Origin of the sequence: Singulisphaera photorubra, assembly GCF_045290345.1 — a bacterium.
In the GTDB taxonomy this organism is placed as follows: Bacteria; Planctomycetota; Planctomycetia; order Isosphaerales; family Isosphaeraceae; genus Singulisphaera.
In genome coordinates, this window is record NZ_CP155447.1 from 9,551,261 (window position 1) to 9,577,651 (window position 26,391).

17 protein-coding genes are annotated in these 26,391 nt (G+C 61.9%); 8 read left to right on the forward strand and 9 right to left on the reverse strand.

Annotation, left to right across the window (positions count from 1 at the left end; genetic code table 11):
* Window positions 1–71: 71 nt before the first annotated feature.
* Entirely contained in the window at window positions 72–335 is a 264-nt protein-coding gene (locus V5E97_RS35515; RefSeq protein WP_406696266.1) for a hypothetical protein, read from the forward strand.
* A 170-nt stretch (window positions 336–505) separates the two neighbouring features.
* On the opposite strand, the gene V5E97_RS35520 is transcribed toward V5E97_RS35515, so the two are convergent.
* The gene (locus V5E97_RS35520; protein WP_406696267.1) at window positions 506–2,104 is read right to left on the reverse strand and encodes an FAD-dependent oxidoreductase; all 1,599 of its coding nucleotides are present in this window, start codon (window positions 2,102–2,104) and stop codon (window positions 506–508) included.
* 29 nt (window positions 2,105–2,133) lie between these two features.
* Complete coding sequence (locus V5E97_RS35525) at window positions 2,134–3,654, reverse strand: serine hydrolase domain-containing protein (RefSeq protein ID WP_406696268.1); 1,521 nt, start codon at window positions 3,652–3,654, stop codon at window positions 2,134–2,136.
* Window positions 3,655–3,886: 232 nt separating this feature from the next.
* Between V5E97_RS35525 and V5E97_RS35530 the strand changes: the two genes are divergently transcribed.
* Genes V5E97_RS35530 through V5E97_RS35545 form a run of 4 tightly spaced genes read left to right on the forward strand, consistent with a single transcriptional unit; the run spans window position 3,887 to window position 8,033 of the window.
* Window positions 3,887–4,606, forward strand: a complete 720-nt coding sequence (locus tag V5E97_RS35530) for a GntR family transcriptional regulator (RefSeq protein ID WP_406696269.1) — start codon at window positions 3,887–3,889, stop codon at window positions 4,604–4,606.
* A 28-nt stretch (window positions 4,607–4,634) separates the two neighbouring features.
* A complete protein-coding gene (locus V5E97_RS35535) occupies window positions 4,635–5,810 on the forward strand; it encodes a sialidase family protein (protein ID WP_406696270.1) in 1,176 nt (391 codons plus the stop codon).
* Window positions 5,811–5,856: 46 nt separating this feature from the next.
* On the forward strand, window positions 5,857–7,116 hold the full coding sequence (locus tag V5E97_RS35540; protein ID WP_406696271.1) for an MFS transporter: 1,260 nt from the start codon (window positions 5,857–5,859) through the stop codon (window positions 7,114–7,116).
* Between the two features lie 2 nt (window positions 7,117–7,118).
* Window positions 7,119–8,033, forward strand: a complete 915-nt coding sequence (locus tag V5E97_RS35545) for a dihydrodipicolinate synthase family protein (RefSeq protein WP_406696273.1) — start codon at window positions 7,119–7,121, stop codon at window positions 8,031–8,033.
* Window positions 8,034–8,124: 91 nt separating this feature from the next.
* Here V5E97_RS35545 and V5E97_RS35550 read toward each other — a convergent pair whose 3' ends face one another.
* The 3 genes from V5E97_RS35550 to V5E97_RS35560 all read right to left on the reverse strand — a co-directional run bounded on the left by V5E97_RS35550 (window position 8,125) and on the right by V5E97_RS35560 (window position 17,451).
* Window positions 8,125–9,852 carry an ABC transporter permease gene (locus tag V5E97_RS35550; RefSeq protein ID WP_406696274.1) on the reverse strand — a complete coding sequence of 576 codons (1,728 nt, stop codon included), beginning with the start codon at window positions 9,850–9,852 and terminating at the stop codon, window positions 8,125–8,127.
* Between the two features lie 302 nt (window positions 9,853–10,154).
* Window positions 10,155–15,821 (reverse strand): golvesin C-terminal-like domain-containing protein, encoded by a 5,667-nt coding sequence (locus V5E97_RS35555; protein WP_406696275.1) that lies wholly within the window; start codon window positions 15,819–15,821, stop codon window positions 10,155–10,157.
* Between the two features lie 610 nt (window positions 15,822–16,431).
* Entirely contained in the window at window positions 16,432–17,451 is a 1,020-nt protein-coding gene (locus V5E97_RS35560; RefSeq protein ID WP_406696276.1) for a Gfo/Idh/MocA family protein, read from the reverse strand.
* A gap of 440 nt (window positions 17,452–17,891) precedes the next feature.
* Here V5E97_RS35560 and V5E97_RS35565 point away from each other — a divergent pair, with 440 nt between their 5' ends.
* Together V5E97_RS35565 and V5E97_RS35570 are read left to right on the forward strand one after the other, a co-directional pair.
* Complete coding sequence (locus V5E97_RS35565; protein WP_406696277.1) at window positions 17,892–19,181, forward strand: hypothetical protein; 1,290 nt, start codon at window positions 17,892–17,894, stop codon at window positions 19,179–19,181.
* A complete protein-coding gene (locus V5E97_RS35570) occupies window positions 19,182–20,432 on the forward strand; it encodes a hypothetical protein (RefSeq protein ID WP_406696278.1) in 1,251 nt (416 codons plus the stop codon). It begins immediately after the preceding gene.
* A 128-nt stretch (window positions 20,433–20,560) separates the two neighbouring features.
* On the opposite strand, the gene V5E97_RS35575 is transcribed toward V5E97_RS35570, so the two are convergent.
* The 3 genes from V5E97_RS35575 to V5E97_RS35585 form a co-directional block, all read right to left on the reverse strand.
* The gene (locus tag V5E97_RS35575; protein ID WP_406696279.1) at window positions 20,561–21,157 is read right to left on the reverse strand and encodes a DinB family protein; all 597 of its coding nucleotides are present in this window, start codon (window positions 21,155–21,157) and stop codon (window positions 20,561–20,563) included.
* A gap of 265 nt (window positions 21,158–21,422) precedes the next feature.
* A complete protein-coding gene (locus V5E97_RS35580) occupies window positions 21,423–22,421 on the reverse strand; it encodes an aldo/keto reductase (RefSeq protein WP_406696280.1) in 999 nt (332 codons plus the stop codon).
* Window positions 22,422–22,592: 171 nt separating this feature from the next.
* A complete protein-coding gene (locus tag V5E97_RS35585) occupies window positions 22,593–23,924 on the reverse strand; it encodes a hypothetical protein (RefSeq protein WP_406696281.1) in 1,332 nt (443 codons plus the stop codon).
* Window positions 23,925–24,830: 906 nt separating this feature from the next.
* Here V5E97_RS35585 and V5E97_RS35590 point away from each other — a divergent pair.
* On the forward strand, window positions 24,831–24,992 hold the full coding sequence (locus V5E97_RS35590; protein ID WP_406696282.1) for a helix-turn-helix domain-containing protein: 162 nt from the start codon (window positions 24,831–24,833) through the stop codon (window positions 24,990–24,992).
* A gap of 108 nt (window positions 24,993–25,100) precedes the next feature.
* Here V5E97_RS35590 and V5E97_RS35595 read toward each other — a convergent pair whose 3' ends face one another.
* On the reverse strand, window positions 25,101–25,814 hold the full coding sequence (locus V5E97_RS35595) for a hypothetical protein (protein WP_406696283.1): 714 nt from the start codon (window positions 25,812–25,814) through the stop codon (window positions 25,101–25,103).
* Between the last annotated feature and the right edge of the window lie 577 nt (window positions 25,815–26,391).

Genomic DNA, 26,391 nt, shown 5'->3' on the forward strand with positions numbered 1-26,391 from the left:
TTAGCATTCACTAGCTGGAGACGATGTGGTCCGGCGCGATTCCCTGACTGGAATGACAACGAGGTTCGAGGATGCCCCATTTTCTTGCTCATCGCTCGCTTCGCCGGTGGATTCCCGCTCTCCTCCCGATGTTCGTCCTCTATTTCTGCATCTCGGACGGGACCGCTGCCGAATCCATGCGCAGCGTGACTCAACAGGATCTTCCCCACTTGACGATTCTCGAAGTTCAATGCGGGCCGACAGTCAATCGCGCCCATGGCGAACTTCAGGTCGCGTCGAGGGCCGGCATTGCCCCCAACAAGCACATCGCTGGGCTCCTGAGCGGCCAGCCGTGAATCACTTTCCGAATTAATGTGAGCCAGCGGCTAGACGGTGGCCTTCGGCAAGGCGGGCCGCCGGGATCATGTCCCAGGGCGGACCGCCCTACGTTCAATGCGTCGAGGCTCGAACGCCGCCGCTGCCGCCACGAACCGGCTCGGCCTGACTGGCGAGGGAGGAACCGGACTCAGGGGAGTTCCAACGCCTGCTTCTGAGCAAGGAGCCGCTCCTTGAGCTTCGGATAATCCAATTGCTGAACGGGCTGTTCAAGCTTGGCGGCCACCGCCGCGGCGATCCCAGCGCTCTGGCCGATCGTCATCCAGGACGGCTCGACGCGGATCGAACTGTAGGCGACGTGCGAGGCAGAGAGCGCCACGGGAACAAGCAGGTTTGTGCATTCGTCGGGCTTGGGCGTGATCGCGCGATAGGGGACTTGATAGGCCGGTCCGCGCTTCACTGTTTCAAGACGGACCGGATAGATCGTCCCTTCGTTGATGACTTCACCATCGCCGCGGGCGACGCGTTGACAGTCGTGCGAGTCAATCGGGAACGACACGACGGCAATCGGATCGGGCTTCACGCGATTCGACAGGACGTCGGACTGGGTCATCACATAGGCGCCGCGCATTCGGCGGCCCTCGCGGACATAGAGTTGCGGCGACCAATGGTCATAGGCTGCGAACTCATCCTTGCAAAGACCATATTTCGCAAGTGTCTCGCGCAAGTTCGGGGGTACCGCGAGATCCGTGGTCAAAAACCGATACATTTCGAGCGTGTACTGCTTGTGCTCCTCCCAGATCCGCGCGCGTGTTTTGGAATCGGACTCGCACCACGCATTTCCGCCACCGATGATTCCCATCGAGAACTGCTTGCCAATCCCATTGTTGGCATCAACCTTGTCTCCCGGCAACGGATAGAGATCCCAGAGGAGGATCGGCTTCTTCTCCTGGTTGAAATAACGTCGGACCACCTCGAACCGTGCAGGATCGTAGTGCTTCGGCTCAGGAAAAGGGACGCGATTCTCCGGGTTCGCCGTCAGGCAGAGGCGAAAGCTATAGGTCATCACGTTTCGGTCACCGGATTCGGCCGGCCCGGCATCCTTCGTGGTGATCAGCGGTAACAATTCTCCCCGAGCATCGAGGCCGGAAATGGCGATCGGCGGTTTGGGAAATTGCTTGCCAGCGAGCGATTCCCCAAACTCGTTGCGACCTTCACGTCCAATCACCCAATCGACCTTGGCCGCCGCGAGGAGATCGCCTTCATAGGTGGCGTCGACAAAGGTCTTCGCAGTATAAAGTTCACCGTTCGTCGTCGAGACTCGACGTAAGTGGGTTCCTTCTTTGGTCACGGTCCACAAGACCCGCCGCGGGAGGACGGAAACGCCCGCTTCTTTCAACAATCCGTCGATCACACGCGCAGCGACATGCGGCTCGTAGGTCCAGACCTTCTGATCTTTCTCCGCGACGGAGTACGGGAGTTGGATGCCGCGTCGCGTGTAATCAGCCTCGATGCGCTGATGAAATTCCTCGAACAAACCTCGGAGCGCATCTCGAGCCATCTGATTGGAATCGCTGAAGCTGAGCCCGCCTGAGTTCACCCCACCGACGTGGTCGCTTGGCTCGAGGAGAAATACCTTCGCCCCCTCTCGCGCCGCAGCGACGGCCGCACAGACCCCGGCGGGCGTTGCGCCATACACGAGCACATCACATTCCTGCTGGACGGGCTGGCCGTTCGCCACGCTCAGCGTACTCAGGACGATCAAAGCGACGATTTGTAGGTTTCGCATCAGTACTCTTGTCGAGTGGGAGAGGGTATTCAGTCGGCCTGACCGACCAGTCGCGGTGTTTTGGTCGGTCCGAACGCCACGTTGGATTCGGAGTCGAAGTGCAGCTGGCCTTCGCTGAATTTCAAGCGAATCGTGACCAGAAACGGCGTCTCATAGAAAGCCAGTCGAGCCGTATACGTGCCTTCCTCGGCCCAGTCGCCGCTGACCGCCACGGGTTGGTCGAGATAGGGGCCGTAAGCCAACCGCCCCTTCCGCCACTCGCCCCGGCCACAGGCAATGCGCTGATCGACGCCGCTGCGTCGCACAACGAGGTTCACCGCATCGGACTTGCTGTCCGCTTCGAGGGTGATCGCTTCGAGCTCTTGATCGTTTGCCGGAAATCGATAGACCTTGCCCGAGACTTTCGACGCCACCTGGGACGACCCCGACCCCTGCTGGGGGCGCAAAGACAGACCTTTGAGCGTGCGTTCGAGAGTCTCGGAAGTCGAAGGATCAGGCGCCAAGGGAGTCGGCTTCAGGGCAGGGAGGAGTTGGTCCCACACCAGGTTCAGAACGGCCTGCATATCCTTCACACTGCTCGTGATCGCGATCACGGCATCCTGCTCGGGCAAGACGAGACAGTATTGCCCGAACGCTCCATCGCCACGGAACCCACCGTTGCGACAGCGCCAGAACTGATACCCGTAACCTTGTTCCCAATCACTCTTGGGATTGCTCCCGTTCGAGGTTTGCCTTGCGGTGGCCGCCTCGACCCAGCTTGCGGGTACCAACTGCGTCCCTTGCCACTTTCCCTTTTGAAGATAGAGCTGGCCGAATTTCGCGATATCCTCGGTGCGAACGCTCAAACCGTAGCCACCGAGCGAAACGCCTTGCGGACTGGTTCCCCAGGTCGGCTCCTCGATCCCCAAGGGATCGAATAGACGCGGCTTCAGATAATCAAGCACCGTCATGCCCATTTTTTTCTGGACGATCGCGGAGAGCATGTAGGTCGCCGGCGTGTTGTAAACAAAATGGGTGCCGGGCTTGTTGGGCACGGGATGGGCCAGGAACGTCTGAGTCCAAGGGGGCTCGCTCCCGGGGGAAGCAGACTTGCCCTGGGGCAATAGCGGCCCGAGATTCGGCAGCGTTTGATGCCCCGTGGACATGCGCAAGAGGTCGCTGATACGCATCGCCTTGAGGTTGTCGCTCGGAGAAGCCGGGGCGTCCTCGGGGAAAAACTTCAACACGTTGTCGTCCACGCTCAGTTTCCCTTCCGCGATGGCCAGGCCCACGGCCGTCGCGGTGAAACTCTTACTCAGCGAGTACAACGAGTGACGAGAGGCCGCGTCGTAGGGGGCCCACCAACCTTCGGCCACGACATGGCCGTGGCGAACGACAATGACGCTGTGCATCGCGTCGATCGTCTGGTCGGCCTGCTCGATGAACGCGAGAACCCCCGCGGACGAGACCCCTTGAGACTCCGGGGTGCTCCTGGGCAACGACAACGGCGCAGCAGCCACAGCATAGGTACTGCATAACGCAATCGACACGATCAAGGCGAATTTGTTCATATTGTTGATCCGTTGAAACCCCGATCGTTTCGTTTGCCGTCGATTCAAAATCCGTCAACTCGACCCGCGCACTCGCTCACCCCGAGGTTATTGGACGGGGCAGACCCGACCGGGTCAAGGGTGAACCGACCGAGGGCGAAATCCGAGCCGAGGGAGGCGACTTGTCGTCGGAACTCCGCGATGATATATCATGGTATACCTAAACCGATTCGCGGCGACGAGCGAGGCCGAGGTGGACGAAGTATCTCTCGCACAACGCGTCTATGAGCGGCTTCACCAGCGGTTGCGTGCGGGGAGCCTCCGTCCCGGAACGCGGTTGGTCAACCGGTCTCTCGCCGCGGAACTGGGAACCAGTACGATCCCGGTTCGCGAGGCGATCAGCCGACTGGTCAGCGAGGGCCTGCTGGACTTCAGACCTGGCGCCGGCGCCTTCGTCCGCTCACCCGATGCGAACGAACTCGGGGAACTCTACGACCTGCGTGAAGCCCTCGAGGTCATGGCGGCCGTGGAGGCCGCTCGGTTCGCGAACGACCACCTGCTCACGGATCTGCAATCCGTCTGCGCACGATTCCGTCAACTTGCCGGGACCATCTCTCCTGGTCAGCACGCCACGCGTCCTCAGTTCGAGCGTTGGCTCGAATGCGAGGAGGAATTTCACACCAGGTTGGTGGCAGCCTCGCGTAACCGCTGGCTCGTGAAGGTGGCCAAAGAGATCCGTGTGATCGCCCAGGTCTTCGCAGCGCAGAAGAAGGCGCCCAAGCTACTCACGCACGAATTGGCCGCGGCAACCGTGAGGCAGCATGACGCGTTCCTGGTGATTCTGGCGGAACGCGACACAGAGAAGGCCACAACCTGGATGACAACCCACATACGTTCCGGCCGAGACACCGTTCTCAGCCACATGTCATCGGGTACTATCGATAAGATCGATGGAACTCGGGTCGAGGATTGATCTCCGCCACACCAAGTGAGAATCCGACATGCGAGGACTTCGCTGGGGCCTCTTTCTGCTTCTCGTCGGCTCGATCCAAGCCAGGGGGGCAGAACCGACGACAACCGACGTCTTCGTCCCGGAAACGGACGGGTTCAAGTCGATCCGGATCCCGGCCGTCGTGGTGACGAACAAGGGGACGCTCCTCGCGTTCGCGGAAGGGCGAGCGGCCAACGCCGATCAGGCCAAGAACAAGATCGTCCTGAAACGGAGTGGCGACGGCGGCAAGACCTGGGGGAAGATCGAGGTGATTGCCGACGGCGGCGATAGCTCGCTCAATAACCCTTGCGTTGTGGTCGAACGCGAACGCGGTCAGGTGTTGTTGATGTACCAGTCCTTCCCGGCGAATGTGAGTGAGCGGAGCAAGGCGGTTCAACCAGGTCACGATGGTGACCTGATCGTTCGCAACTTCCTCACCATCAGCGAGGACGACGGACTGACATGGTCGAAGCCACGAGACGAGACCCGCCGGACCAAGCGGGCCGACGTGGTGACGACTCTGGCCAGCGGCCCTGGAATCGGAATCCAACTCCGTCACGGCCCTCACGCCGGCCGACTTCTCTTCCCGATGAACGAAGGCCCGTTTGGGCTCTGGAACATCTACGCCGTTTTCAGCGATGATCAGGGCAAGACCTGGACGATGGGAGACGTGGCCCCGGGAGGGCTGATTGACGCCCCCAAGGGAGGAAAAACGAGCACCGTCAACGAGGCCCAGTTCGTCGCGCTGAACGATGGCTCGATCCGGTTCAACGTCCGCCGCTGGGCTGGCAAAGCCGTCCGCAAGACCTGCCTGAGCCGAGACGGCGGTGTCACCTGGTCGAAGGTCGAGGACGTCCCGGAGCTGGTTGACCCAAGCTGCATGGCGTCGATCTACCGCTACGCCACCCCTGAAGACGGTGCAAAAGGCCGACTTCTCTACTCGGGACCGCAAAGTACCAAACGCGAGAACGGCACTCTCTTCCTTAGCGACGACGAAGGGGTATCGTGGCCTGTCCATCGTGTCCTTTGCAAAGGGAGCTTCGGCTACTCATGCTTGACTTCCCTTCCTGACGGATCTGTCGGCTGTCTCTACGAGGCCGACGGAGCGAAGCGGATCGTCTTCGCCCGGTTCACCCTGGATTGGTTGGCCGACGGCAAGAATCGCTCCCCTCGAACCGAGGACTGATGACTGATGGCGTGCGGAGTTCACACTCTCTCCCTGTGGTGAATCAATGGATGCCGATACCGTCCCCAAGGATTCTTCCGGAATCCGCCGCGCCGCGTGGCTGGCTGTTGCGTTGCTCGCCCCGGTCGCCTTGCTGAACTATCTCGATCGACAGATGCTCGCCGCGATGAAGATGTCGATGATGGCGGACATCCCCGACATCGCCTCACGGGAGAACTGGGGCTTCATGCTCGGCTCCTTCAAGTGGGTCTACGCGTTCCTGAGCCCGATCGGCGGCTACATCGCCGATCGCTTCAGCCGGCGACTCGTGATCATCGCGAGCCTGTTCGTCTGGTCCGCGGTGACCTTGTCGACCGGTTACGTGACGACCTACGACGGGTTGGTCGCCACCCGGGCGTTGATGGGGATCAGTGAAGCCTTTTATATCCCGGCTGCCCTGGCGCTGATCACCGACTTTCACCGAAGTTCGACCCGGTCGCGAGCCGTCGGCATCCATCAGATGGGCATCTACGCGGGGATCATCCTGGGTGGATTCGCAGGGCATGTGGCGGATCAACCGCAACTTGGCTGGCGGTTCGCGTTTCAGGCCTGCGGGATCGTCGGCGTCCTCTACTCACTGCCGCTCTTCTGGTTGCTGCGCGATCCGCCCAAATCGCCGACCTCCGACAAGGCCCATCCCAAATCGCTGTTTCGGGCATGGGTCGAACTGGTCAGGAATCGAGACTTTATCCTCCTGGTCATCTATTTCACCCTGCCCGCGCTGGCCGGTTGGGTCGTGAAAGATTGGATGCCGGACATCCTTCGGGAACGATTCCATCTCAACCAGGGGAACGCGGGGGTCTATGCCGTGATCCCGGTGCAACTCGCGTCGTTAATTGGCGTCGGTATCGGTGGTTGGATGGCAGACTTGTGGATGAAACGGTCCGAGAGGGGACGCATCTTTGTCAGCGCAATCGGCATGATCCTCTTTCTGCCCGCGCTTTTTGGCGTTGGGCTTTCGGAACGGCTCGGCCTGGCGGTGGGCTTCCTGATACTCTACGGCATCGGCTGGGGGTTCTTCGACTGCAACAACATGCCGATCCTCTCCCAGATTGTGCGTCCCGAGCTCCGCGCCACGGGTTACGGCTTCATGAACCTGGTAAGCATCAGTTGCGGCGGCTTCGCCGACTGGGGCTTTGGTCTCCTGCGTGACCAGCACGTCTCCCTTGCCACCATTTTCGGGATCTTCGCGGGGATCGCGTTGATCTCAGTCTTGATCGTTCTGATGATCCATCCCCGACCCGAACTCGCCCCAAAGGATTCCTGAGGATGTCGATTAAGCTGAGCGGTCTGATCGCCGCGACTCACACACCGTTCCAGGCAGACGGTGAGCTCAACCTCGCCGCCGTCGCGCGCCAGGCCGAGCATTTGCTCGAGAATGGCGTGAAAACCGTCTTCATCGGCGGAACCACCGGCGAGAGCCATTCGCTCACTCTGGACGAACGGCTCGCTCTGGCCCAACGTTGGAACGAGGTTGCCCAGGGCTCCGAGCTCCGCATCGTGGTCCATGTCGGCTCCAATAGCCTCAAGGACGCCCGGACGCTGGCCGCCCAAGCTCAAGCCCTGGGAGTTGCCGCCATCGCGGCCTTCTCCCCAAGTTACTTCAGACCCAAGGACGTGAACACTCTCGTCGCTTGTTGCGCAGAGATCGCCAGCGCCGCCCCTGCCCTGCCCTTTTACTACTACGACATTCCCAGCATGACCGGGGTGCAGCTCAGCATGCCCGACTTTCTGGACCTGGCCACGGCGAGCATCCCCACGCTTGCGGGAATCAAGTTTTCGAATCCCGACTTGATGGCCTACCAGCAATGCCTTCACGCTCAAAACGGTCGTTTCGACATCCCATGGGGGTCGGATGAGACCCTGTTGGGCGCGGTCGCCCTGGGCGGTACCGGGGCCGTCGGTAGCACTTATAACTTCGCCGCCCCGATCTACCATCGCGCGTTGGCCGCCTTTTCGCAGGGCGATCTCGCCAAGGCTCGCGTCGAACAATACCGCTCGGTTCAACTCGTCGATCTACTGGCCGGCTTGGGCTTCATGGGGGCCGCCAAGACCGTGATGTCGTTCCTGGGTGTCGACGTCGGCCCCACCCGACTCCCACACACGAACCTCACCTCGGAACAAGCGGCCAAACTGAGAGCAGACCTGGAGCAGCTTGGCTACTTCGACTGGATTCGGGCGTGACCTGAAGCCAGTGCAACACGTTGCCAGTCACCTCGAATCAGAACAGTTGGGCCCACGTTGAATACAAATCGGTATGCAACCGATCGACTGATCAGTCGGGCCCAACCGCCTGGTTTTCGAGGTCTGGCCACAGATTCGGCTCGCGGAGCGGCTCCCGGTCCGAACTGCTTTTGACGCGTCCGAGGCAATGGTCGAATGTCGCCAAGGTGGCAGCCAGAAGCACGGAAGCCGCGATGAGGTAGGCGACGACCCAGCAGACCACGACGGAAGCGTCTGTCAAGGTGGTCGATTGCCACTCTTGGAACGAGGTGATGACGACCGGACCGAAAAAGGGACTCCCGGCGATGAGCAGATATCCGTACGGATGGGGGCTCGTCATCGCCATCACCAGAAACATCCAACCGACCGTGACGGCGGCAAAGGTCAAGACGGTCAGCCCGACCGCCCTGCCAAGCCTCGAGCACCACGTTGCCAGCGCCACGCCAAGGCTCGTGACGGCCGCACCGACGGCGAGCACATAGAGGGCCATGAGGATCGCCACCGGCCATTTCATGCCCTTCCAACCGGCTCCCGTGAGTGCGACCAAAGTCGGCAAAACCGTGAGCGCGGGGACCCGGCGAAACGCCCCCAGCCACTTGCCGAGTACGATCTGTCGAGTAGACATCGGAGTCGCCATCAGGACGTCAAGGCTCCCTCGTGCGCGTTCCTCGGCCAGCGAGGTCGATGCAGTCACGCTCAGCATCAGGAGGCCAACAGAGACCACAAATCCGTTGACAAACTGATCCACCCCCCGCGTCCCCGTGGCGATTGCCAACAAGCTGAACGTAATCGAAAGCGCGACGAACAGGGCGACGACGAAGCGCGCCCACGGCGATGGGCGGTTGCGATGCCACTCGCGCCAGAGCACCGGATTGGCATCGAGTGAGGGAGCGGGCAATCGCGCGGCCAGTCTCTCCAATTCCGCAATCCAGGGCATGCTCAGGCTCAAGCGAGTGGCCAGCGGCCACTTCCGTCTGACTCGTTCCCGCGAGCAGACAGGCCGCAACCGGATGACGGCCAGGATCGCGAGCCCAGCCGAGATCGCCCACGTCACACTCAGAAACAAGAGGTGATCGCCCAGGCCAACGGAGCCACCTCGACCGTAGGCCCCAACGGTGAGCTCGAACGGGTCGAAAGTCCAATGGAACGTCCACAGGGTTACGCCCAGAATCCCGCCGACGAAAGAGGTCATCATCGGGCTGAGCAACCAGAGGCCCCAGATGGCATAGGTTCCGAGGAGCGCCTCGTGGGTTTTCCCCACCCAGAGCGACATAGCTAGCGCCAGGCTGCTCCCGAGTACGGCGACGCTAATCGTGACGAGGAACGCCCCCACGACTTCGTCGCCGCCGATGCCCCCCAGCAACGTGAGGAACGCCAGGACCGGGAACGTGCAGGCAATCATCGAGATCACCGGGACGAGCCGCGCGGCGAACTTTCCCAGGACAATCTCTGAGCTGGAGAGGTCGGTCACTAGCAAATGCGTCAACGTGCCCCGCGATCGGTCGAGACAGATCGCGCCGGCGGTCGCCGCCGGCGCAACGAGGAGGACGAGGGTCAACTGCGTAACGACGGCCGCATTGAAGTAAGCTCGACCGACCTCCGCCAGCCCTCGAATCGACGGCACGATGGTGCCTCCGCCTCGACCCGACCAGACGACGATCAGCGCGGCTAATAGAATCGCGACGAAAAGCGAGCGTTGGGCATAACCTTGCCAGCGTCTCGAGGAGATCATCCACTCGTAGACGAACACCGGACCAGGCCCTAACGAATACCTCGTCATGGATATTGCCGCCATTAATTCGTCAGACTGACAGCCTTCCGCGGATCAGGTCGCATTGGATCTGACGGTTGACCCCGTTGGCAGCCAGGTGATTGTATCGCGGAGGCATTGCCACTGCCAGAATAATGTCATTCGCGAATAACATAAAGGCATACGTCAAATCGAATACGTAACGACTAACGCCGTTCAATGCGATCCTGTGTTCGGCGAATTCACCCAAGCAGTGGCCCCAAATTATTCAACGAACCGCGACTGGGCCTAAGAAAACACTGAAAAAGGAGCGGGTCCGTCCGTGGTGAATTTCAACGAAAAACCGTTGCGGAGACAACACGAGCCATCGGGTTTTTCGCACGGTCACGGATCATCGCTTTTTTCAATGACCAATCACCCGGCCAGGCAATGGATGAGTCCTGGGGAGCCTGCAAGTGGCTCTCATGTAGCGATTCAAAGTGATCGACCGCTCGCAAGCGCTGGTGGGCAAGTCCCTCACGCTCTCCCAACCACTTTTTGAAACGCTCGGATCCGCCGGCCTTGGTGTCGATCGCACTCCCAACGACCTTGGCCTTACCGATTCCGTCGGCCTGGGAGATCGTTCCACCAGTATCTGGCAGGGCGATCGCGGCGGAAACCCTTACGGCATCGGCGATGATGTAATTGTCGGCGTCGTTGGCCAGCTCAACGCGTAGCGTGGTGCCGGTGATGACGACGGAACCGAGCGACTGGAACGTCACGCCACCGGACGTCACACCGCCAGACGGTGCCGTCCGCTGATCGATGCGGACGGTCTTCAACAGGGTGTTGCCATCGTAGATCCGATAGGGAGCGTTGCTCGCGCGATTGCCGCCCGCCAGCCAGGTGACCTGCACCTCATAGCTACCAGGAGCCAGCCCCGTTTGCTGCCAGGTGGCAACGCTCGAGCCAGTGCCCGGGCCAACGTAGCGAGCCGTCCCGCCATAACCGCCTGCGAAGCTCGACCAAGGACCAGACTGATTATAGCCAGCCTGCCCGTCGTCGCCGATGATCGGCGCAAATGTTGTGGGTTCGCCGATCCGTACGGCGTCGGCGACGATGTAGTTATCGGCGTCATTGGCCAGCTCGACGCGCAGCGTGGTGCCGGTGATGACGACGGAACCAAGCGTCTGGAACGTCACGCCACCGGACGTCACACTGCCTGACGGCGCTGTGCGCTGATCGATGCGGACGGTCTTCAACAGCGTGCTGCCATCGTAGATCCGATAGGGAGCGTTGCTCGCGCGATTGCCGCCCGCCAACCAGGTGACCTGCACCTCATAGCTTCCAGGCGCCAGCCCTGTCTGCAACCAGGTGGCGGCGCTCGAGCCGGTGCCCGGGCCGACGTAGCGAGCCGTCCCACTGTAACCGCCCGCGAAGCTCGACCAAGGACCAGACTGGCTGTAGCCAGCCTGACCGTCGTCGCCAATGATCGGCGCAAATGGCGTGGGGTCGCCGATCCGTACGGCGTCGGCGATGAGGTAGCCGTCGGCGTCGTTGGCCAGCTCGACGCGTAGCGTGCCGCCATTGATGACGACGGAACCAAGCGTCTGGAACGTCACGCCACCGGACGTCACACTGCCTGATGGCGACGTGCGCTGATCGATGCGGACGGTCTTCAACAGCGTGCTGCCATCGTACATCCGATAGGGAGCGTTGCTCGCGCGATTGCCCCCGGCCAACCAGGTGACTTGCACCTCATAGCTGCCAGGTGCCAGCCCTGTTTGCAGCCAGGTGGCAACGCTCGAGCCAGTGCCCGGGCTGACGTAGCGAGCCGTCCCCCCGTAACCGCCTGCGAAGCCCGACCACGGACCGGACTGATGATAGCTAGCCTGCCCGTCGTCGCCGATGATCGGCGCAAATGGTATGGGATCGCCGATCCGTACCGCGTCGGCGATGATGTAGTTATCGGCGTCATTGGCCAGCTCGATGCGCAGCGTGGTGCCGGTGATGACGACGGAACCAAGCGTCTGGAACGTCACGCCACCAGACGTCACACTGCCTGACGGCGCTGTGCGCTGATCGATGCGGACGGTCTTCAGCAGCGTGTTGCCATCGTAGATCCGATAAGGCGCGTTGCTCGCGCGATTGCCCCCGGCCAGCCAGGTAACCTGCACCTCGTAGTTACCAGGAGCCAGCCCTGTTTGCAGCCAGGTGGCGACGCTCGAGCCGGTGCCCGGGCCAACATAGCGAGCCGTCCCGCCGTAACCGCCAGTGAAGCCCACCCACGGACCGACCTCTGAGTAGCCTGGACCGCCGCCGTCAACAAACCGGACCCTCTCGTCGTCGGTGATGGTTGCGGTGACCTGTTGTGTCCCCAATTCGAGTCCGTTGATCACACTCATAACATCAACAACAATGGTCTCTGATCCTTCATTCAGAGCATCATCGACCCCGGTGAGCGTGAGACTGCCACTGGTCTGACCGGCCGGGATGGTGATCAGGTTCGCCGAGGGAGTGTAGTCACTGTTCAGTGTGGCTGTGCCCGTGAAGGCCAGGTTCACCGTCACGGGCAGGCTCGACACTCCGGAGAGTGTGGCAGTAACCGTCGCCACTCCGCCCGGCTCGGCCAGTGGGTTGCCCGACAACGTCAGTGACACCGAGGGCTGAGGCCTGATGGTCAGCGTGATCGGGCCACTGAGGGTGCCAAAGCTGTCGACTGCGATGTGATATATGGTCCCGGCAACGGCGGTGAAGGTAACTCGACTCTGCTGGCTCATGCCAGGGATATCGTCGTTGCTCGCAACGAGTGTCAGAGCGTTGAGCGCGGTGCCCGTGTAGACGGCCAGCGTCGTGTCGAATTCGCTGCCCAGAGTGTCGATGAGCACAGGGCCGCTAACCAGCGCGGTCCAGTTCCACCAGACCGATTGCAGAGGCGCTGAGATTCCAGCGTGGTCCGGCTCACCTGACTCGCCGGTCGCCAGCACGTTGGAACCGGCGACCGAGACCGGCGTGCCCGAGAGTGGCGTCGCGGCGGCGAAGTTATCATTGGGCGGAGCAGTGGTGACGGTCCACGTATCCGCGACGGAGCCGGTCAGTGCGTTGCCCGCACCGTCGAAAATGCCCGAGGTGGCAACATTCAGGGTGAGCGTATACAGTCCCACCGCTGAAGTCAGGTTCGCCAAGTTACCGAGGATCCAGTGGATGCCGTCGGTGGTGCTGAGGGTTTGAATCGCAGCGTTCAGCGCGAGCGTAACCCCGTCTCGGATCAGGTTCAGGCCACTCAGGTCGAAGCCATTGACGGCCTCACTGAAGGTGATGCCCACCGCCATGACGGACGTGCTGCGGGGATCGGGGGCCACGTCGAGGATGTCGGCGGTGGGGGCGAGGCTATCGCTCAACTCGGCAGCGACATTGCTGATCATCCAGGCGCCGCGGCCGAACGTGCCGGAAGTAACCACATTGTCCGTCGCGTTATACCGCAAGTCATTGACCGGCGCATTGGGCATCCCGGTCCCCAACTCACGCCAGACGGTCGGCTGGGAAGTCCTCATGAAGTGGGCGCCACTTCGGCCACCGACCATCACGACACCTGGCATGACCGTGATCGAACGAGCATCGCCATCGAGGGAGTTATTGTTGCCGGTCAGCTCGGTCCAGCCGCCCGACGTGGCGCCGGCATCGGTGGTCCGCCAGAGTCGACCGTTGTAGTCGATGAGATAGGCGATCCGCCAGTCGCTCGGATCGACCGCGATATCCCGGGTATAAAAGCCGGGGAACGTGGAGAGGAGCGTGAACGGACCGCCGGCACCGGTCCGAACCATCAGTTGGGTCTCGGGGGTGTTGCCGCCGAAGTAGATAACCGCGGCGTTACCGGTCCCGCCATAGGCGAGCGACCGGGTAAAACCGGGGGTCACGCCGGCGCCGAGGTCGAGTTTGTTCAGGTTGTCGCCCTGGTCGAACGACTCATAAAGGCCGTTGGCCGTCCCGATCAACATGCGCGTCGGGTCGACCGCGTTGAGCTCGTATGGATTGAGGAACTGGGCTCCGCTGTCAACACTGAAGAGGTTACCGAGTCCGACGACGTTCAGCCCGACGGCGACGTTGCTGAGCAGCGTGTTGCTGCCGTTGTATGTGCGGCGGCGGAAGCCGCCGGGCGAACCGCCAAGGGTCTGCGAACTGGAGTAGCGTACCGAATTCCCGCCCACGATGGCCGTCTGGATCACGCTGCCGTCCGCCTGGTTCAGTGTGACCCAGGTCGTGCTGCCGGCGGCGGACTGCTGGCTGGATCCGGTATCCTGGGCGCCACCGACCAGGATATTGTTGAGCGGGTCATAGGCGAGGCCACCGGCATAGATCTCCGTATTCTGGAGATTGCCGTTGAGTGAGGTCCAGATGCCGGTGCTCGAGGTCGGATTGGAGCGGCGGTAGACGCCCCCATCGTCGGCCTCGATCAAGTTGCCCGCGGCGTCGAACGTCATCTCGCGGCTATCCGCATGAGGCGCCGAGCCGGGCAGGCCGGAACCGACTCCGTCGGGATCGGCGAAGTTATGTGTCAGCGGGGTCCACTGGCTTCCCGACGGCTGTGCCGCATCGCCGCGGAACAGTCGGCCCGTGAAGCTTGTGGCGCCGATGGCGTTGGGGAAGCCACCGGTGTTGGAGCCACGGCTCAAGGGCTGGCGATCACCGCCGAGGTAGACCACATTGGGATTGGTCGGGTCAGCAACTATCGAGAAGTGAATCGACCCCTGCCCACCAGAGATGTCCTCTCCCTCCATCACAGGTACGATGGGCCTTACGGGCTCGAGCCCTTGAACGGCCCGCCACACGCCCCCGCCGGCGTAGGCTCCATTCCCGGTGCTTCCGTTGAGCGAAAACGTGTTGGCGTTCCCGACCGTGATCGTCCAGGTTCCGTTCGCCGCGGTGTTGCCCGTGACTCCGGAGATCAGGACCCGGTCGCCGGTCCGCTGGCCGTGGCTCGCCGAGGTGACGACGATCGGCGCGGCGTTTGTTGCGCCCGTGATCGGGTTGGTGTCCACCTCAACGACCTCGGGGATATCCATCGCCGTCCACGCGTTGCCGGCGGTCTCCGACCGATAAATGGCCGCAAGCCGGCCATTGTTCAGGACTCCGAGATACACGACGTGCTGAGTCGCGCTGGAATGTACGGCCATCTCGAGGTTACTGCTCGCATTGCTGATCGGCGCCCCGACGGGCGTGACATTCACCCAGTTCACCCCATCGTCGGTACTCCGGAAGATTCCCGAGGTGGTGGCGGCGAAGAAGGTGGCCGGACTTGCCGGGTCGGTCACCAGGTCGAGTACCGGACCGGTGGGTAAACCGCCCGTACCGGAGACGACCGAAAAGCTGACGCCGGCATCGGTCGACCGCACCAGCCGGCCCTCATTGGTGACCCCTCCAATCGTGAAGCTGGTGGACGACGCCAGGATCAGGTTGCCCCGCCCGGCGACCCCCGAAACCCGCCGCCCGGAAAGCACCGACTGCCCCATCAGCGACCAGGAGTTGCCGCCATCGGTGGTCCGGATGAGGCCGGTCAGCGATCCGCCGTCGCTTTGGAAACTGCTATATCGGCCAATCCCGGCGACCAGGGTATTGCTGGTGGCGTCGGTCGGGTCGAGCGCCAGAGCGCCGATCGAGAGCGAAGGGAGGTAGTCGGTCAAAGGGGTCCAGCTCGGACTCGAAGCAGTCGCGTTATCAGTCCGCCAGACACCACCATTGACTGTCCCGACCCAGAGGATGTTCGAGTTGGTCGGATGCGCCACGACCGACTGCGCGGCCCCGATAACCGGGTTCTGCTGGGCGGCCATTCCCTCGACCTGGCCGTTCTGGATCACATTCGGCCCCTGAGAGATCCAGACCGGGGCGAGTAGACAGCGATCCTCCAGCAAGATCCCCGCCTCCAGCGACCAGCGGTGGGAGCCGGAGCGTTGCCTACGCGCTGAGACATGTCGATTGTTAAGAATTCGGATCCGCTCGCCGAGTCTTAGAAGGGCTCTCATTCGAGGGTCTCCTTACACTCCCCGAACGTTGAATCCGTTCCCGGACGGAGGAGGATGGCCAAAGAATCGGCTCGCTTCCCCGAAGGGTTTGCTCATGGCGAGGGAGCCAAGATGTTTGATACCGGGCGACGCCAGTCGGAGTGCCAGCGGGGGAGCCGGCGGCAAACGGACGAGTCAGGGGCGTTCAGCCACTCGACGCCGGCGTACCGGCCGCGATGGGACGAGTACGTAGCATCGGCCGTTTGGTTGGTTAAATGCCCGCGCGAGCGCGCCGCGCATCCCAACTGAGGTGGAGATGGGGACGTGCGAAGACTTTCCCTGTGGACAGGCTCCAGCCGAACACCGCTGGAGGATTCGAATCCCTGTTCCACTGTTGTCCGAAGTCGATCAATCAATGTACGGCGACCTCCGTGCCAAGGGCCCTCCGGCCCTCGTCCGAAGGATTCTTGATCGTGAGCCAACCGCTCAAGGAATCAGATTCGATTCTCCAGAGAGATTATCATCTCGCTGATATCAATAGCAAGGTTTTTGTTTCGACCGTTTCGACATTCACCACTGTTAATCACTGCTGCCCGCAGATTACCATGTTCTCCAGTTCCCCGACCTCGGCTCAGACCCTGTTACGATAAGGGGAATCACGGAGGGAGACGACATGTCCCGTATCGGCCGCCTGTTGCGCTTTGATGGCGATCTCCGTGATGCGGCAGGCTTCGTGCAAAGTGAGGGGTAGCGGCGATTCACCACGCAACGATCGCACGAATTGCGTAAAGATATCTTCGGTTTTTTGCAGATCAAGAATCCGAGCCGGGCCGTCGGTGGTGCTGAGCGTCACCTTCCGCTCGACCAAGGCGGTCTCGATGACGCCACGAGTCCCGGCGATCCGCAACCGCTCGTCGGCATGCGAAGGCGCGTGGGCCGGACGCAGATAATCGAGCGCGACCGAGGCGACGCCGCCGTTGCCCATCGTTAACACAAAGGCCGCCTGGCTGCCGCAGGCTGGATATTCCGGTCGCGCTGTCGTTCCTTCTCGCCCCATCACCTCCGTGAACACATCCCCCAGAATCCAGTGCAGCCAGTCGAACGCATGAATGCCGACCCAGGGCGCGAGTCCCGGAAACGTCTTGCGACTGCGGTAGAAGTCCGGGCGGGACTTGCCCCACTTGTAGGTCTTCTGACTAAAGCTCATCAAAGGATCGCCGATGTCGCCGCCACGAACCGCCTGCCTCACGGCCGCCAACTCCGCCACCCCCCTCATCGTGTGCATGGGGACGAGGGCCGCCTTCGTCTTCGTCGCGGCCTGGAAAAGGCCCTCGAGCGCGGGCAAGTCCATCGCCAACGGCTTCTCCGCCATGACAGGCAGCCCGCGTTCAAGGCAGATGCCGACCCAAACCGGAATTTGATCACAACGGCCACAGACCTGCACCACATCCAAGCGCTCGGCATCGAGCATCTTCCGCGCGTCGTCATAGCGGCGCGTGTCCATCGTCTGGCCGGGGGCATGGTCGAAGGCGCCGGTGGTCTCCTCAGGCCCGGCCGTGGCGACCGCGACAAGAGTCAGACCGGGAACAAGCTTCAACGCGGGCGCATAGGTCTGCCAATGGCCCGTTGAACCGATCAGGCCGAGTCGCATACGACCACTCCTCTTTATTTTTTCTTTTCTTACAACGTGGGGCGTCGTTTTATCGAGCGGAAGCCCGGTCAGAATCGTAAGCACGCATTCCGGATCGGGCAGCCGTCCCACTTGACGTCCCACCATACCCTGCGCCCCCTGGCAAGGCGACAACCCCGTCGCCCGACGCCAGCGACCTCGATTATGAGGACAGGGGAGAGGATCGGCCGCATTCGATTCCGTAAGACATTTTTTGCAGCTTTGTTGGATATTCCTCCTGCTCCCGTTAATCTTGGGGGGATTGCAGTCGGCCGCTGGGAGAGTGACGGCTTTCGGATGGTCGACGACACTCGCGTTGGAAGCGATGGTGGAGTTTACCTTTGAGATGCCACGATCATTGGGTGACGAAGCACGGAACGACTGAGTCGGGCGCGTCCGGTTTCGATCGGGAGATTCACTGAATGAGGTATTCACGTCGGGATTTTCTGGCGGGAGCAGCATCGACCCTGGTTCTGGGAAGCGCCGGTTGGTCGGCCCAGCACCGGCCGAAGATCGCCGCTCTGACCACGGTTTTTCATAAATATTCACATTCCGAACACATCATTGATCGATTCCTGGATGGCTATGGCTGGGAGGGGAAGCATCATCGTCCGCCGATGGACGTGGTTTCCTTGTATGTCGAACAGGTCGGGAAAAACGATCTCAGTCGAGAGCGGGCCAAGCGGCACCCGCAGATGAAAATCTACCCCACCATCGCCGACGCTCTGAAATGCGGTGGGAGTACGCTGGCCGTCGATGGGGTCCTCCTCATCGGCGAACATGGCCAGTACCCAACCAACGAGAAACGGCAACACCTGTATCCCCGCTACGAGTACTTCCAGCAAGTCGTCGATGTGTATCGTCAGACCGGGAAGACGGCCCCCTTGTTTAACGACAAGCACCTGTCATGGAGTTGGGACCACGCCCGAGAAATGGTGGAAACCGCCAAAACCATGGGTTTTGGGCTCATGGCCGGCTCGTCGCTTCCCGTGACCTGGCGGCAACCTTCGATCGACTTGCCTCGAGGCGCGGAGGTCGAAGAGGCCGTCGGCGTGTGGAATGGGGGAATCGATGACGGTGACATTCATGTCATCGAAGCCTTACAGTCAATCGTGGAACGTCGCCGCGGCGGTGAGACCGGCGTGCGGGCGGTTCAGGCGTTGCGCGGGGACGCTTTCTGGAAAGCGCTCGAGTCCGGCTCGTGGGACGCTGGCGGTTGGGATCCAAAGTTGCTGGAAGCCTGCCTGAGCCGCAGCAATCAGCTCATTCCCGCTCGGCCCACTTACAACAACGTTTATCCTTCCAACGACGACCTCCGTCGCCTTGCCCCGGACTCGTACGCCTACCGCTTCGAGTACGCTGATGGACTCAAGGCAAGCATCATCCAGTTCCAGGCAGGACGCCGAAAGCAGACGGAGGGGGTGGTCGGGGATTGCAATGCCGCCGCCCGCCTGAAGGGGAATGAGATCTTCTCCGTCCAGTTTTACCTCCCGTACTACTCGATGAGAAACTTCTTCAGCCCCCTGGTCCATCACATCGAGTCCCTCTTTCTCACCGGCAAATCCCCTTATCCCATCGAACGCACGTTGCTCACGACCGGCATGACCGCCAGCGGTGTCGAGTCACTGTTCCAGAAGCAGAAACGCCTGGAAACCCCGCACCTGGCCGTCCAATACCAACCCACCGCCGAATCGACATTCTGGAGATCGTGAATGCTCACCCGACGAAACTTTCTGGCGGCAGCGGGCGTGGCTCCTTGGCTGGTCAACTCCGCTCTGGGCGAGCCACCGGCCCGCAAAAAGATCGCGATTATCACCTCGGTCTGGACCTATCTCTCGCATAGTCAGCATATGGGTGATCGCTTTCTCGTGGGCTACCCCCGCCATGGCCGGTGGCACAAACCCCCGATCGATGTGGTCTCCCTCTACGTCGACCAGAAGCCCGAGGGCGACCTCAGTGCTCAACGTGCCGCCGATCACGGCTTCAAGGTCTATCCAACCATCGCCGAGACGTTACGATGCGGCGGAGACAAGCTGGCCGTCGATGGTGTTGTGATTATTTGCGAACACGGCAAATATCCTCACAACAAGAAAGGCCAGATCCTCTACCCCCGCTACGAGTTCTTCCAGCAAGCCATCGACGTCTTTGAAAAAGACGGCCGCGTGGTTCCGGTCTACAACGACAAGCACCTCTCCTACAGCGCCGAGAAGGCCGAACGGATGGTCGCGGATTCGAAACGACTGAATTTCCCCTTCCTGGCAGGATCGTCATTGCCCGTCACGTGGCGCCTGCCCGCGGTCGAGGTTCCCTACGATGAGGTGATCGAGGACGCCCTCATGGTGGGCGTCGGCGGTTCCGATCCGATGGACTACCACGCCCTGGAAGCGATGCAGTGCATGGTCGAGCGCCGCAAAGGGGGGGAAACCGGCATCAAATCCGTGCAGTTGCTCGAGGGAGATGCCGTCTGGAAGGCCGGCGAGGACGGCTTGTGGTCGAAACGTCTCCTCGAAGCCGCCCTCTCCAGGAGCGACTCCTTGCAGGGGTATTCCGAACTTGACTCTCGCCCCCAGGACCTGGCCAACAATGGAGAACTTCCCAGGCTAGTCAAGAACCCAGCGGCCTACTTGGTCGAACGGAACGATGGCCTTCGCACGACCCTGCTCATGCTCAACGGTGCACTCCAGGATTACACCTTCGCAGCTCGTCTCAAGGGAGGGCAAATCCTCTCGACCCAGTTCTTCCTCTCCCCCAAACCGAACGTCACCTATTCGGCTTGCCTCGTGGCCCAGATCGAGGAGATGATCCTGTCGGGAAAGGCCCCCTACCCCGTCGAACGCACTCAGATCAGCAGCGCCATGCTCGACCGCCTACTCGACTCCAAAGTCGATGGACATCGACGTATCGAGACTCCCGAACTCAAGATTGCGTATCGCGCTCCACGAGAATCCCGATTCGGAGGATAAACCGATCCTGGAATGCGGTCTAATTCCCGACAACGGACTCATATTCCGAAGTCGAACTGACCGGCGAATCGGTGACCCCTCGGAAACAGGTTGGAAATCGATTCCGACGCTCCGAGTTTCCGAGGGAGTCACCCCGATTTGCCCGCGCCACGGTCGGCGGCTTCGAGGGAATAGGTCGGATCGGCCTCGTCCCAACTCACGTCCCCGGACGGCCCGTAGATTGCCGGGGTCAACGGGGCGTTCGCCATGCGGAGCCAGGTCTGCACCTGGGTCCGGTGGTGGCAGGTGTGAAGGACCCGCCTCCAGAACGTCCAGATTCGCTGTCGCATCAACCCGCCGAAAAAGGGCCGCTCCTCCAGCCACCACCCTGCGCTCGCCGCCGCGAACTGGGGCAAGCGGGCCTTCGCCAACCCGACGTACTTATCGATGTAAGCGGTGACCGTCGGGGAATCGCCCGGCGGCAGCAAGTCATTCACTGGCGGTTCCTCGGTCCCGACGAACTGAGCAAAGAACCGCCGCTCCGAGAGGACCTGATGAATCAGGATCGCCCGGATCGTATTCACCTTCACATGAGGTTTGAATTCCAACAGATCATCGGGGATTGCCCGCCAAACGCCGACCGTCTTGTTCGTCTCGCTCACGTAGGTTGTGATCAGGTGCTGAAACACCGGATCGGCGGCGACCGGCGCATCCACTTCGGGAATCGCGACGAACTCGTAATGCATCGCTCCACCTCTTCATCGACTGCGGGACGCCAATCAACTCGACACGACCTTGGTCCGCTGGGTTCCACCCGGCTTCAAGCGATCTTCGCCGGTTTCGAGGCCACTCGCACAAACCCTTGATGGAAGGCCAAGGCGTCGGACGACTCGTCGGTTCACCCATCGTCCTCGCCTGGCCGCTCGGGAAGATCGACCCGGTGCAAGCAGGCACGACTGCCACTGGGCATCTACGGTCGCGAGTCGTGAATATGCGCCGGCCTCGCTTGGGCTAGCGGCCGGCCCAGCGTGCGACCTCCGGCGTATACCGGTCGCCAGCCGCCGCACCGGGCGGGAAGGCATCGTCCAAGCGGGTCAGTTCATCCGGCGTCAGATCGAGTTCCGTCGCTGCCACATTCTCGTCGAGGTGACTCCGCCGCTTCATCCCGGGGATGGGAATGACTTGCGGCCCTCGGGACAGTACCCAGGCCAGGGCAACCTGAGCGGGCGTACTTCCGTGGGCCTTGGCGATCTGCTCCAGCGGCTCGAGCAAGGCCTGGTTGCTGGCGATATTCTCCTCGGTGAAGCGCGGGTTGTTGGCCCGCCAATCGCCGGGGGCAATCCGACCGCGATCGGTCAGCGTCCCGGTGAGAAAGCCCCGCCCCAGTGGGCTGAACGGCACGAACGCGATCCCGAGTTCCCGGCACACCGGCATGACCGTCGCCTCGGGCTCACGGGTCCAGAGCGAATACTCAGACTGGAGCGCGGAGACCGGGTGGACGGCATGGGCCCGCCTCAGCGTCTCGGGCGAAACCTCGGACAGGCCGATGGCGCGGACCTTACCTGCGGTAACCAGTTCAGCCAGGGCGCCGACCGACTCCTCGACCGGCACGTCGGGATCGATCCGGTGGAGGTAATAGAGGTCGATCCGGTCTGTCTTCAGCCGGCCGAGGCTCGCCTCACAGGCTGAGCGGATCCGGTCGGGGCGCCCATCGACACCAACGGTCGACGTGCCATCCGGCCCGACACGTTTGACCCACCCCGTCTTGGTCGCCAGGACAAACTCGTGGCGTCGGCCCGCCAGGGCACTCCCAACGAGCCCCTCATTGTGGCCGTCGTCGCCGTAGGAGTCGGCGGTGTCGATGAAGTCCACCCCGCGGTCGAGCGCATGGCGCAGCGTGGCCAACGACTCCGCCTCGTCGGCCGGTCCATAAGAGCCGGACATGCCCCAGCAGCCCAGGCCAATGGCCGAGACCTTGATACCGCTCTTGCCAAGCTCTCTGTGTCGCATGCCAAGCCCCTGGGTTCCGATCTTGCATCTCATCCGCTGCCAGGTTCAGGATACAACACGGCGAGGCGGCGGACCACGCTGCCGGGGCGCCACCACCGAGGAATGATCGAGGCCCGGGCGGTCCGGGCTGACCGATTGCCCCGAGCCGTCCGGGAAAACGAGGGGGCCGTTTCATCGCTCCCCGAGGTGCCCGCTGCACTGCGAAAGGATCTGGGCGGCGACCTGATTGGTGCTGTACCCACCCGGCAGACGCACCAGGGGCTTGACATGCCGGTCACAGTACAACTTCACGTCCCCGAAGGCATGGCTCGACCAGCGAATCGCCAGCAAGACCAGCGCAACGTCCGGACGCGCGATGGCCGGTTCGAACGTCGTGACCGACTGATGCTCCTTCGTCTCGAGCCAGACCAGTTCCTTCAGCCCGAGAGCCCGCTTCAACGACCGCTGGGTCTCCGGGCGTCGGAGTCCGCCGATCAACACGAGGCTCCTTCCCGAGATCAGCCGGGCGGCTTCGCGAACCCAGGCCGTCGGCTCATCAGTGACCACAGGAGCCGTGAGCGTTTGTCGGATCGCCAGGTAGCGGTCGATCTCCCGAAGTACGAGTCGAAATCCAGGGGGCATCTCCTCGCCTTCGGGGAGGTCGTCGAGGAGTGGAAGGAGCACTTCCCGAAACTCCCGACTGCTGGGTGGAGTCCCCTCGGCGATCAACTCCGCCACGAGACTGAAGATCGCCTGCCACGACTCATGCGACCGCCCGCCCTCGATCGGCGCGGCGAGCGAACGCAAGCGGTCGAAAAGCATCGCCTGTCGTTGCGATCCCGGACGACTGCCCGCCTGCGCCTCGATCCGAGCGAGCAGGCCCGGCCATCCCGCCGGATCCGCCATGTCATCGGCCCGCATGAACCGCTTGAGAAAGAGGTGTTGCCGGATCGCGGCATCCCGCACCCACTCGTAAACTTCCGATTGGTCCGGGTCTTCCTGAGCCTTGAGACGATGGAGCGCCCGCCGGAGCGCCGACTGGGTCTCGGCGAGCAGTGGCAGATCCCGCTCCAACCCGCCCCGCCGACGGTGAGTGTCTCGGACGAGGAGCAGTCCCTCGGCGACTGCCTCGAAAGAGCCGGCCACGGCGTCCAGCCGTGCAATATCCGGAGTCCCCTCGGGATCGTCGGTGCTGGCCCAGTAGAAGGCATCCGTGAGCTTCTCCGCCCACTCCACCATCGCCGGGTCACTCGGCGCCACCTCATCCGGCGACTCGCTCCGCTCGTGAATCCGCCGTTGACGTTCCGCCGCCCAGCGGGCCGCGTCCGCCTTCGCCCGACAACGGGTCGCGAGCGACTCCAACTCACGATCCTCATCACGCGCCGGGAGTTCTGGTTCCGGCCGAACTTTCGAAGGATCGAACGGCGGTTTCGATCGGCCGAGGGTCAATTCCCGGAGCGGTTCCCTCTCGGGCTTCGTGTCCGAGGGTTCGTGCTCGCCATGGGCTGGCGTCTCGTTCGGCATCGTGAGACTCCCGGCAGCTCTCCTGGGGCTCTCTTCAAATTCGTTAAGCTTCGCCGAACCCGTTTCGCCCTACGTCAACGCGAGCGGCCATGGCATCATCCTCGGCCTAACAATTCCCGATAGGGTGGGTACGGCCCACCATCTTAACTTCTGCTTTGGCAAGGCGATAGGGATGGTGGTCCGTGCCCACCCTACGGGAAAAATCGGACTCTGGCCGCCGATTAACATAAAAACGCTGACAAGTTCATAACTGATCAAGCGAAGCCTTACTTAAATTCTCATTCCAGGTCACTCATCGCCCAGGCGATCGGCTGAAACAGTGACTCGGACGTCGACCAGCCCCAGACTTTTCGTAGTCGCGGGGCGCTTCGGCCTGGTGTTTCCCCACAAGCGTGGCCGCCGTAGCCGTCATCGCTCACGGGCGAGCCACACATTCATCAGTCCCAATTCCGCCACTGCATTTGTTCCGAGTGCCCGGCCGGGATGCTTCTCACCGAATCCCCGAAACCAATCGCGCAGGTTGCTGGCCTCCGCCGTGACCTCGTCGAGTGTCGGGAGCGTGGTTACCCGTCGCACCTGCCTTGCAGGGGTTCTGCTTCACGGAGTCGCCGGGCCGGGAGGGGCTCGATTCCTACTCGCAATCGATTCTCGATGACTTCGAGTCGAGGCTTGCTTACGAGTCTCACTACAGGTGAAGGTTCCTTCATCAATTAAGGCCACACAAGTAAAGGCGCGACCTGAGGCAAGCCAGGAACGCCGTCTTGCGGGTTCAGATCGCACGCCTCAAAAACATCCCCGCCGCCCCCGAGAGGAGCTGACTCGATAGGCCCCTCTTCGAAGAAGAATCGAGCGTCCCTGAGCGAGAACCTCACCCGGCGGAGGACCGAGGCCGCCGCGTCAAGCCGGATGCGCACCAAGGTCCAGGTTGCCGACCTGATGGGGGTGTCGTGGCGCAGCGTCAACCGTTGGGTCACCTCGGGCCAGCTCAAGGCGATCCGGGCCGGCCGCGTGCTGCGCTTCGAATCGGCTGAGCTCGAGCGGTTCAAGGCGAGTTCGGCGGCCAGGTAAGTGGTAACGATGCGTTACCAGAAATCACTGTCCGCCGAAGGACCACCGTCCCGACGGTCTACTTGACCAGGAAGTCTTGCATGTGGTTGCCGCCGTTCGCTCCGGCGCTCAACCCCGCCTGGGCACCTTGAGTTTGCTTGCCCGGAGTCTCGTGCAGATCGTCCCGACGGCAAGCAGTCCGCCCCACACGGCCATGGAGCCAGGCTCGGGTATCGCCTCGAGGTGACCGGCTAAGCGGTAGATTGGCGTGGTGTCGCCTGCCGATTGATACCCTTCCCACACGAAACTCGCCTCCTCGAAATCTGAGGGGTGAATTAACGACGGCGGGAGTTGTCCCTGGAACGTCGTCGCGTCGTGGTCGACCAGGTGAATCTTCAAGACATGGCGATCGAGGGGCGTCCGCTCGGAATGAAAGGGGAAGCTATACGTTAAATCGAACCGATCCACCAACCCGCCCCCGGCGCCCGACTCGTTGTCCCCGATGCGCAATTCGGCGGAGGCCTCCGACGTGGTACCCATGCCGAAGCGACCGGCCATAATACCCGTCCAGATCTCCCCGGGCTTGAGGTTTCCGGTCGTGAGGGCGTGCACTTGCGATGTGGAAGGGTCGAGGTCGACTACCCCGTCTCCGATGCGGACGTCGACGATAAGCGGATCACCGGGCTCGATGCCCTCAAAGAGCCCATGGCCCCAATTGTCGTATGCTTCCGTCACTGTACCGAGGAATCGGTAGCCATGTTCGGTGACAGGCGATGCGTTGACGTCATGAGGCAAGGCGAGACCAGCCAGCCCCAGGGTGGTGAACAGCACAAGATGGCGCAAGTCATCCTCCATGAAAAATCGATGCTCGATCCCTTCGAGTCGACAGGCAAGTCAGGTTAGCGGCACTTGATCCAACTTGCAAGTCGTAGTGGCGAGCCGACGCCACAGCGAACGGGGCGAGAGCTCGCAAAATCGGCGATCTCCTCGGTCAAGTCGCCGTCGAGGCCTCAGCTCATCGGCAGGGCGCATTGTCCTCATTCCCGCGAGTGGGGCGAACTCCGACTTCGAGAGACGTTACTTACCCGATCGACGTGAAATCCTCCCTCATCGCACAGGCAACATGCCCGCCGTCCCTCTCAGGTCGTGCAGTTCCTCGTCGTTGTACACGCCGGTCGCGAGTTCCACCGTCGAATGCCTGAGGAACTCTTTAAGTTGGAATTGGGGACATTCGCGCATGAGCGATTATGGCATTCGACAATCTGCACGCAGCCTGTATTCTGGACAAATCTATACCCACAAGGGATTCCTTCTCGCGGCGAAACGAATCCAAGCCATGCTAGCGAGTATCACTTTTATTCAAGTTTATATTACCGACACGCGGCCTAGATCGGCTCACTTTTACACAAATTTGAATTGC

Coding starts and splice junctions, on each gene's coding strand:
- V5E97_RS35515 (WP_406696266.1), top strand. CDS start 72: ATGCCCCATTTTCTTGCTCATCGCTCGCTTCGCCGGTGGATTCCCGCT.
- V5E97_RS35520 (WP_406696267.1), bottom strand. CDS start 2,104: ATGCGAAACCTACAAATCGTCGCTTTGATCGTCCTGAGTACGCTGAGC.
- V5E97_RS35525 (WP_406696268.1), bottom strand. CDS start 3,654: ATGAACAAATTCGCCTTGATCGTGTCGATTGCGTTATGCAGTACCTAT.
- V5E97_RS35535 (WP_406696270.1), top strand. CDS start 4,635: ATGCGAGGACTTCGCTGGGGCCTCTTTCTGCTTCTCGTCGGCTCGATC.
- V5E97_RS35540 (WP_406696271.1), top strand. CDS start 5,857: ATGGATGCCGATACCGTCCCCAAGGATTCTTCCGGAATCCGCCGCGCC.
- V5E97_RS35545 (WP_406696273.1), top strand. CDS start 7,119: ATGTCGATTAAGCTGAGCGGTCTGATCGCCGCGACTCACACACCGTTC.
- V5E97_RS35550 (WP_406696274.1), bottom strand. CDS start 9,852: ATGACGAGGTATTCGTTAGGGCCTGGTCCGGTGTTCGTCTACGAGTGG.
- V5E97_RS35555 (WP_406696275.1), bottom strand. CDS start 15,821: ATGAGAGCCCTTCTAAGACTCGGCGAGCGGATCCGAATTCTTAACAAT.
- V5E97_RS35560 (WP_406696276.1), bottom strand. CDS start 17,451: ATGCGACTCGGCCTGATCGGTTCAACGGGCCATTGGCAGACCTATGCG.
- V5E97_RS35565 (WP_406696277.1), top strand. CDS start 17,892: ATGAGGTATTCACGTCGGGATTTTCTGGCGGGAGCAGCATCGACCCTG.
- V5E97_RS35570 (WP_406696278.1), top strand. CDS start 19,182: ATGCTCACCCGACGAAACTTTCTGGCGGCAGCGGGCGTGGCTCCTTGG.
- V5E97_RS35575 (WP_406696279.1), bottom strand. CDS start 21,157: ATGCATTACGAGTTCGTCGCGATTCCCGAAGTGGATGCGCCGGTCGCC.
- V5E97_RS35580 (WP_406696280.1), bottom strand. CDS start 22,421: ATGCGACACAGAGAGCTTGGCAAGAGCGGTATCAAGGTCTCGGCCATT.
- V5E97_RS35585 (WP_406696281.1), bottom strand. CDS start 23,924: ATGCCGAACGAGACGCCAGCCCATGGCGAGCACGAACCCTCGGACACG.
- V5E97_RS35590 (WP_406696282.1), top strand. CDS start 24,831: ATGCGCACCAAGGTCCAGGTTGCCGACCTGATGGGGGTGTCGTGGCGC.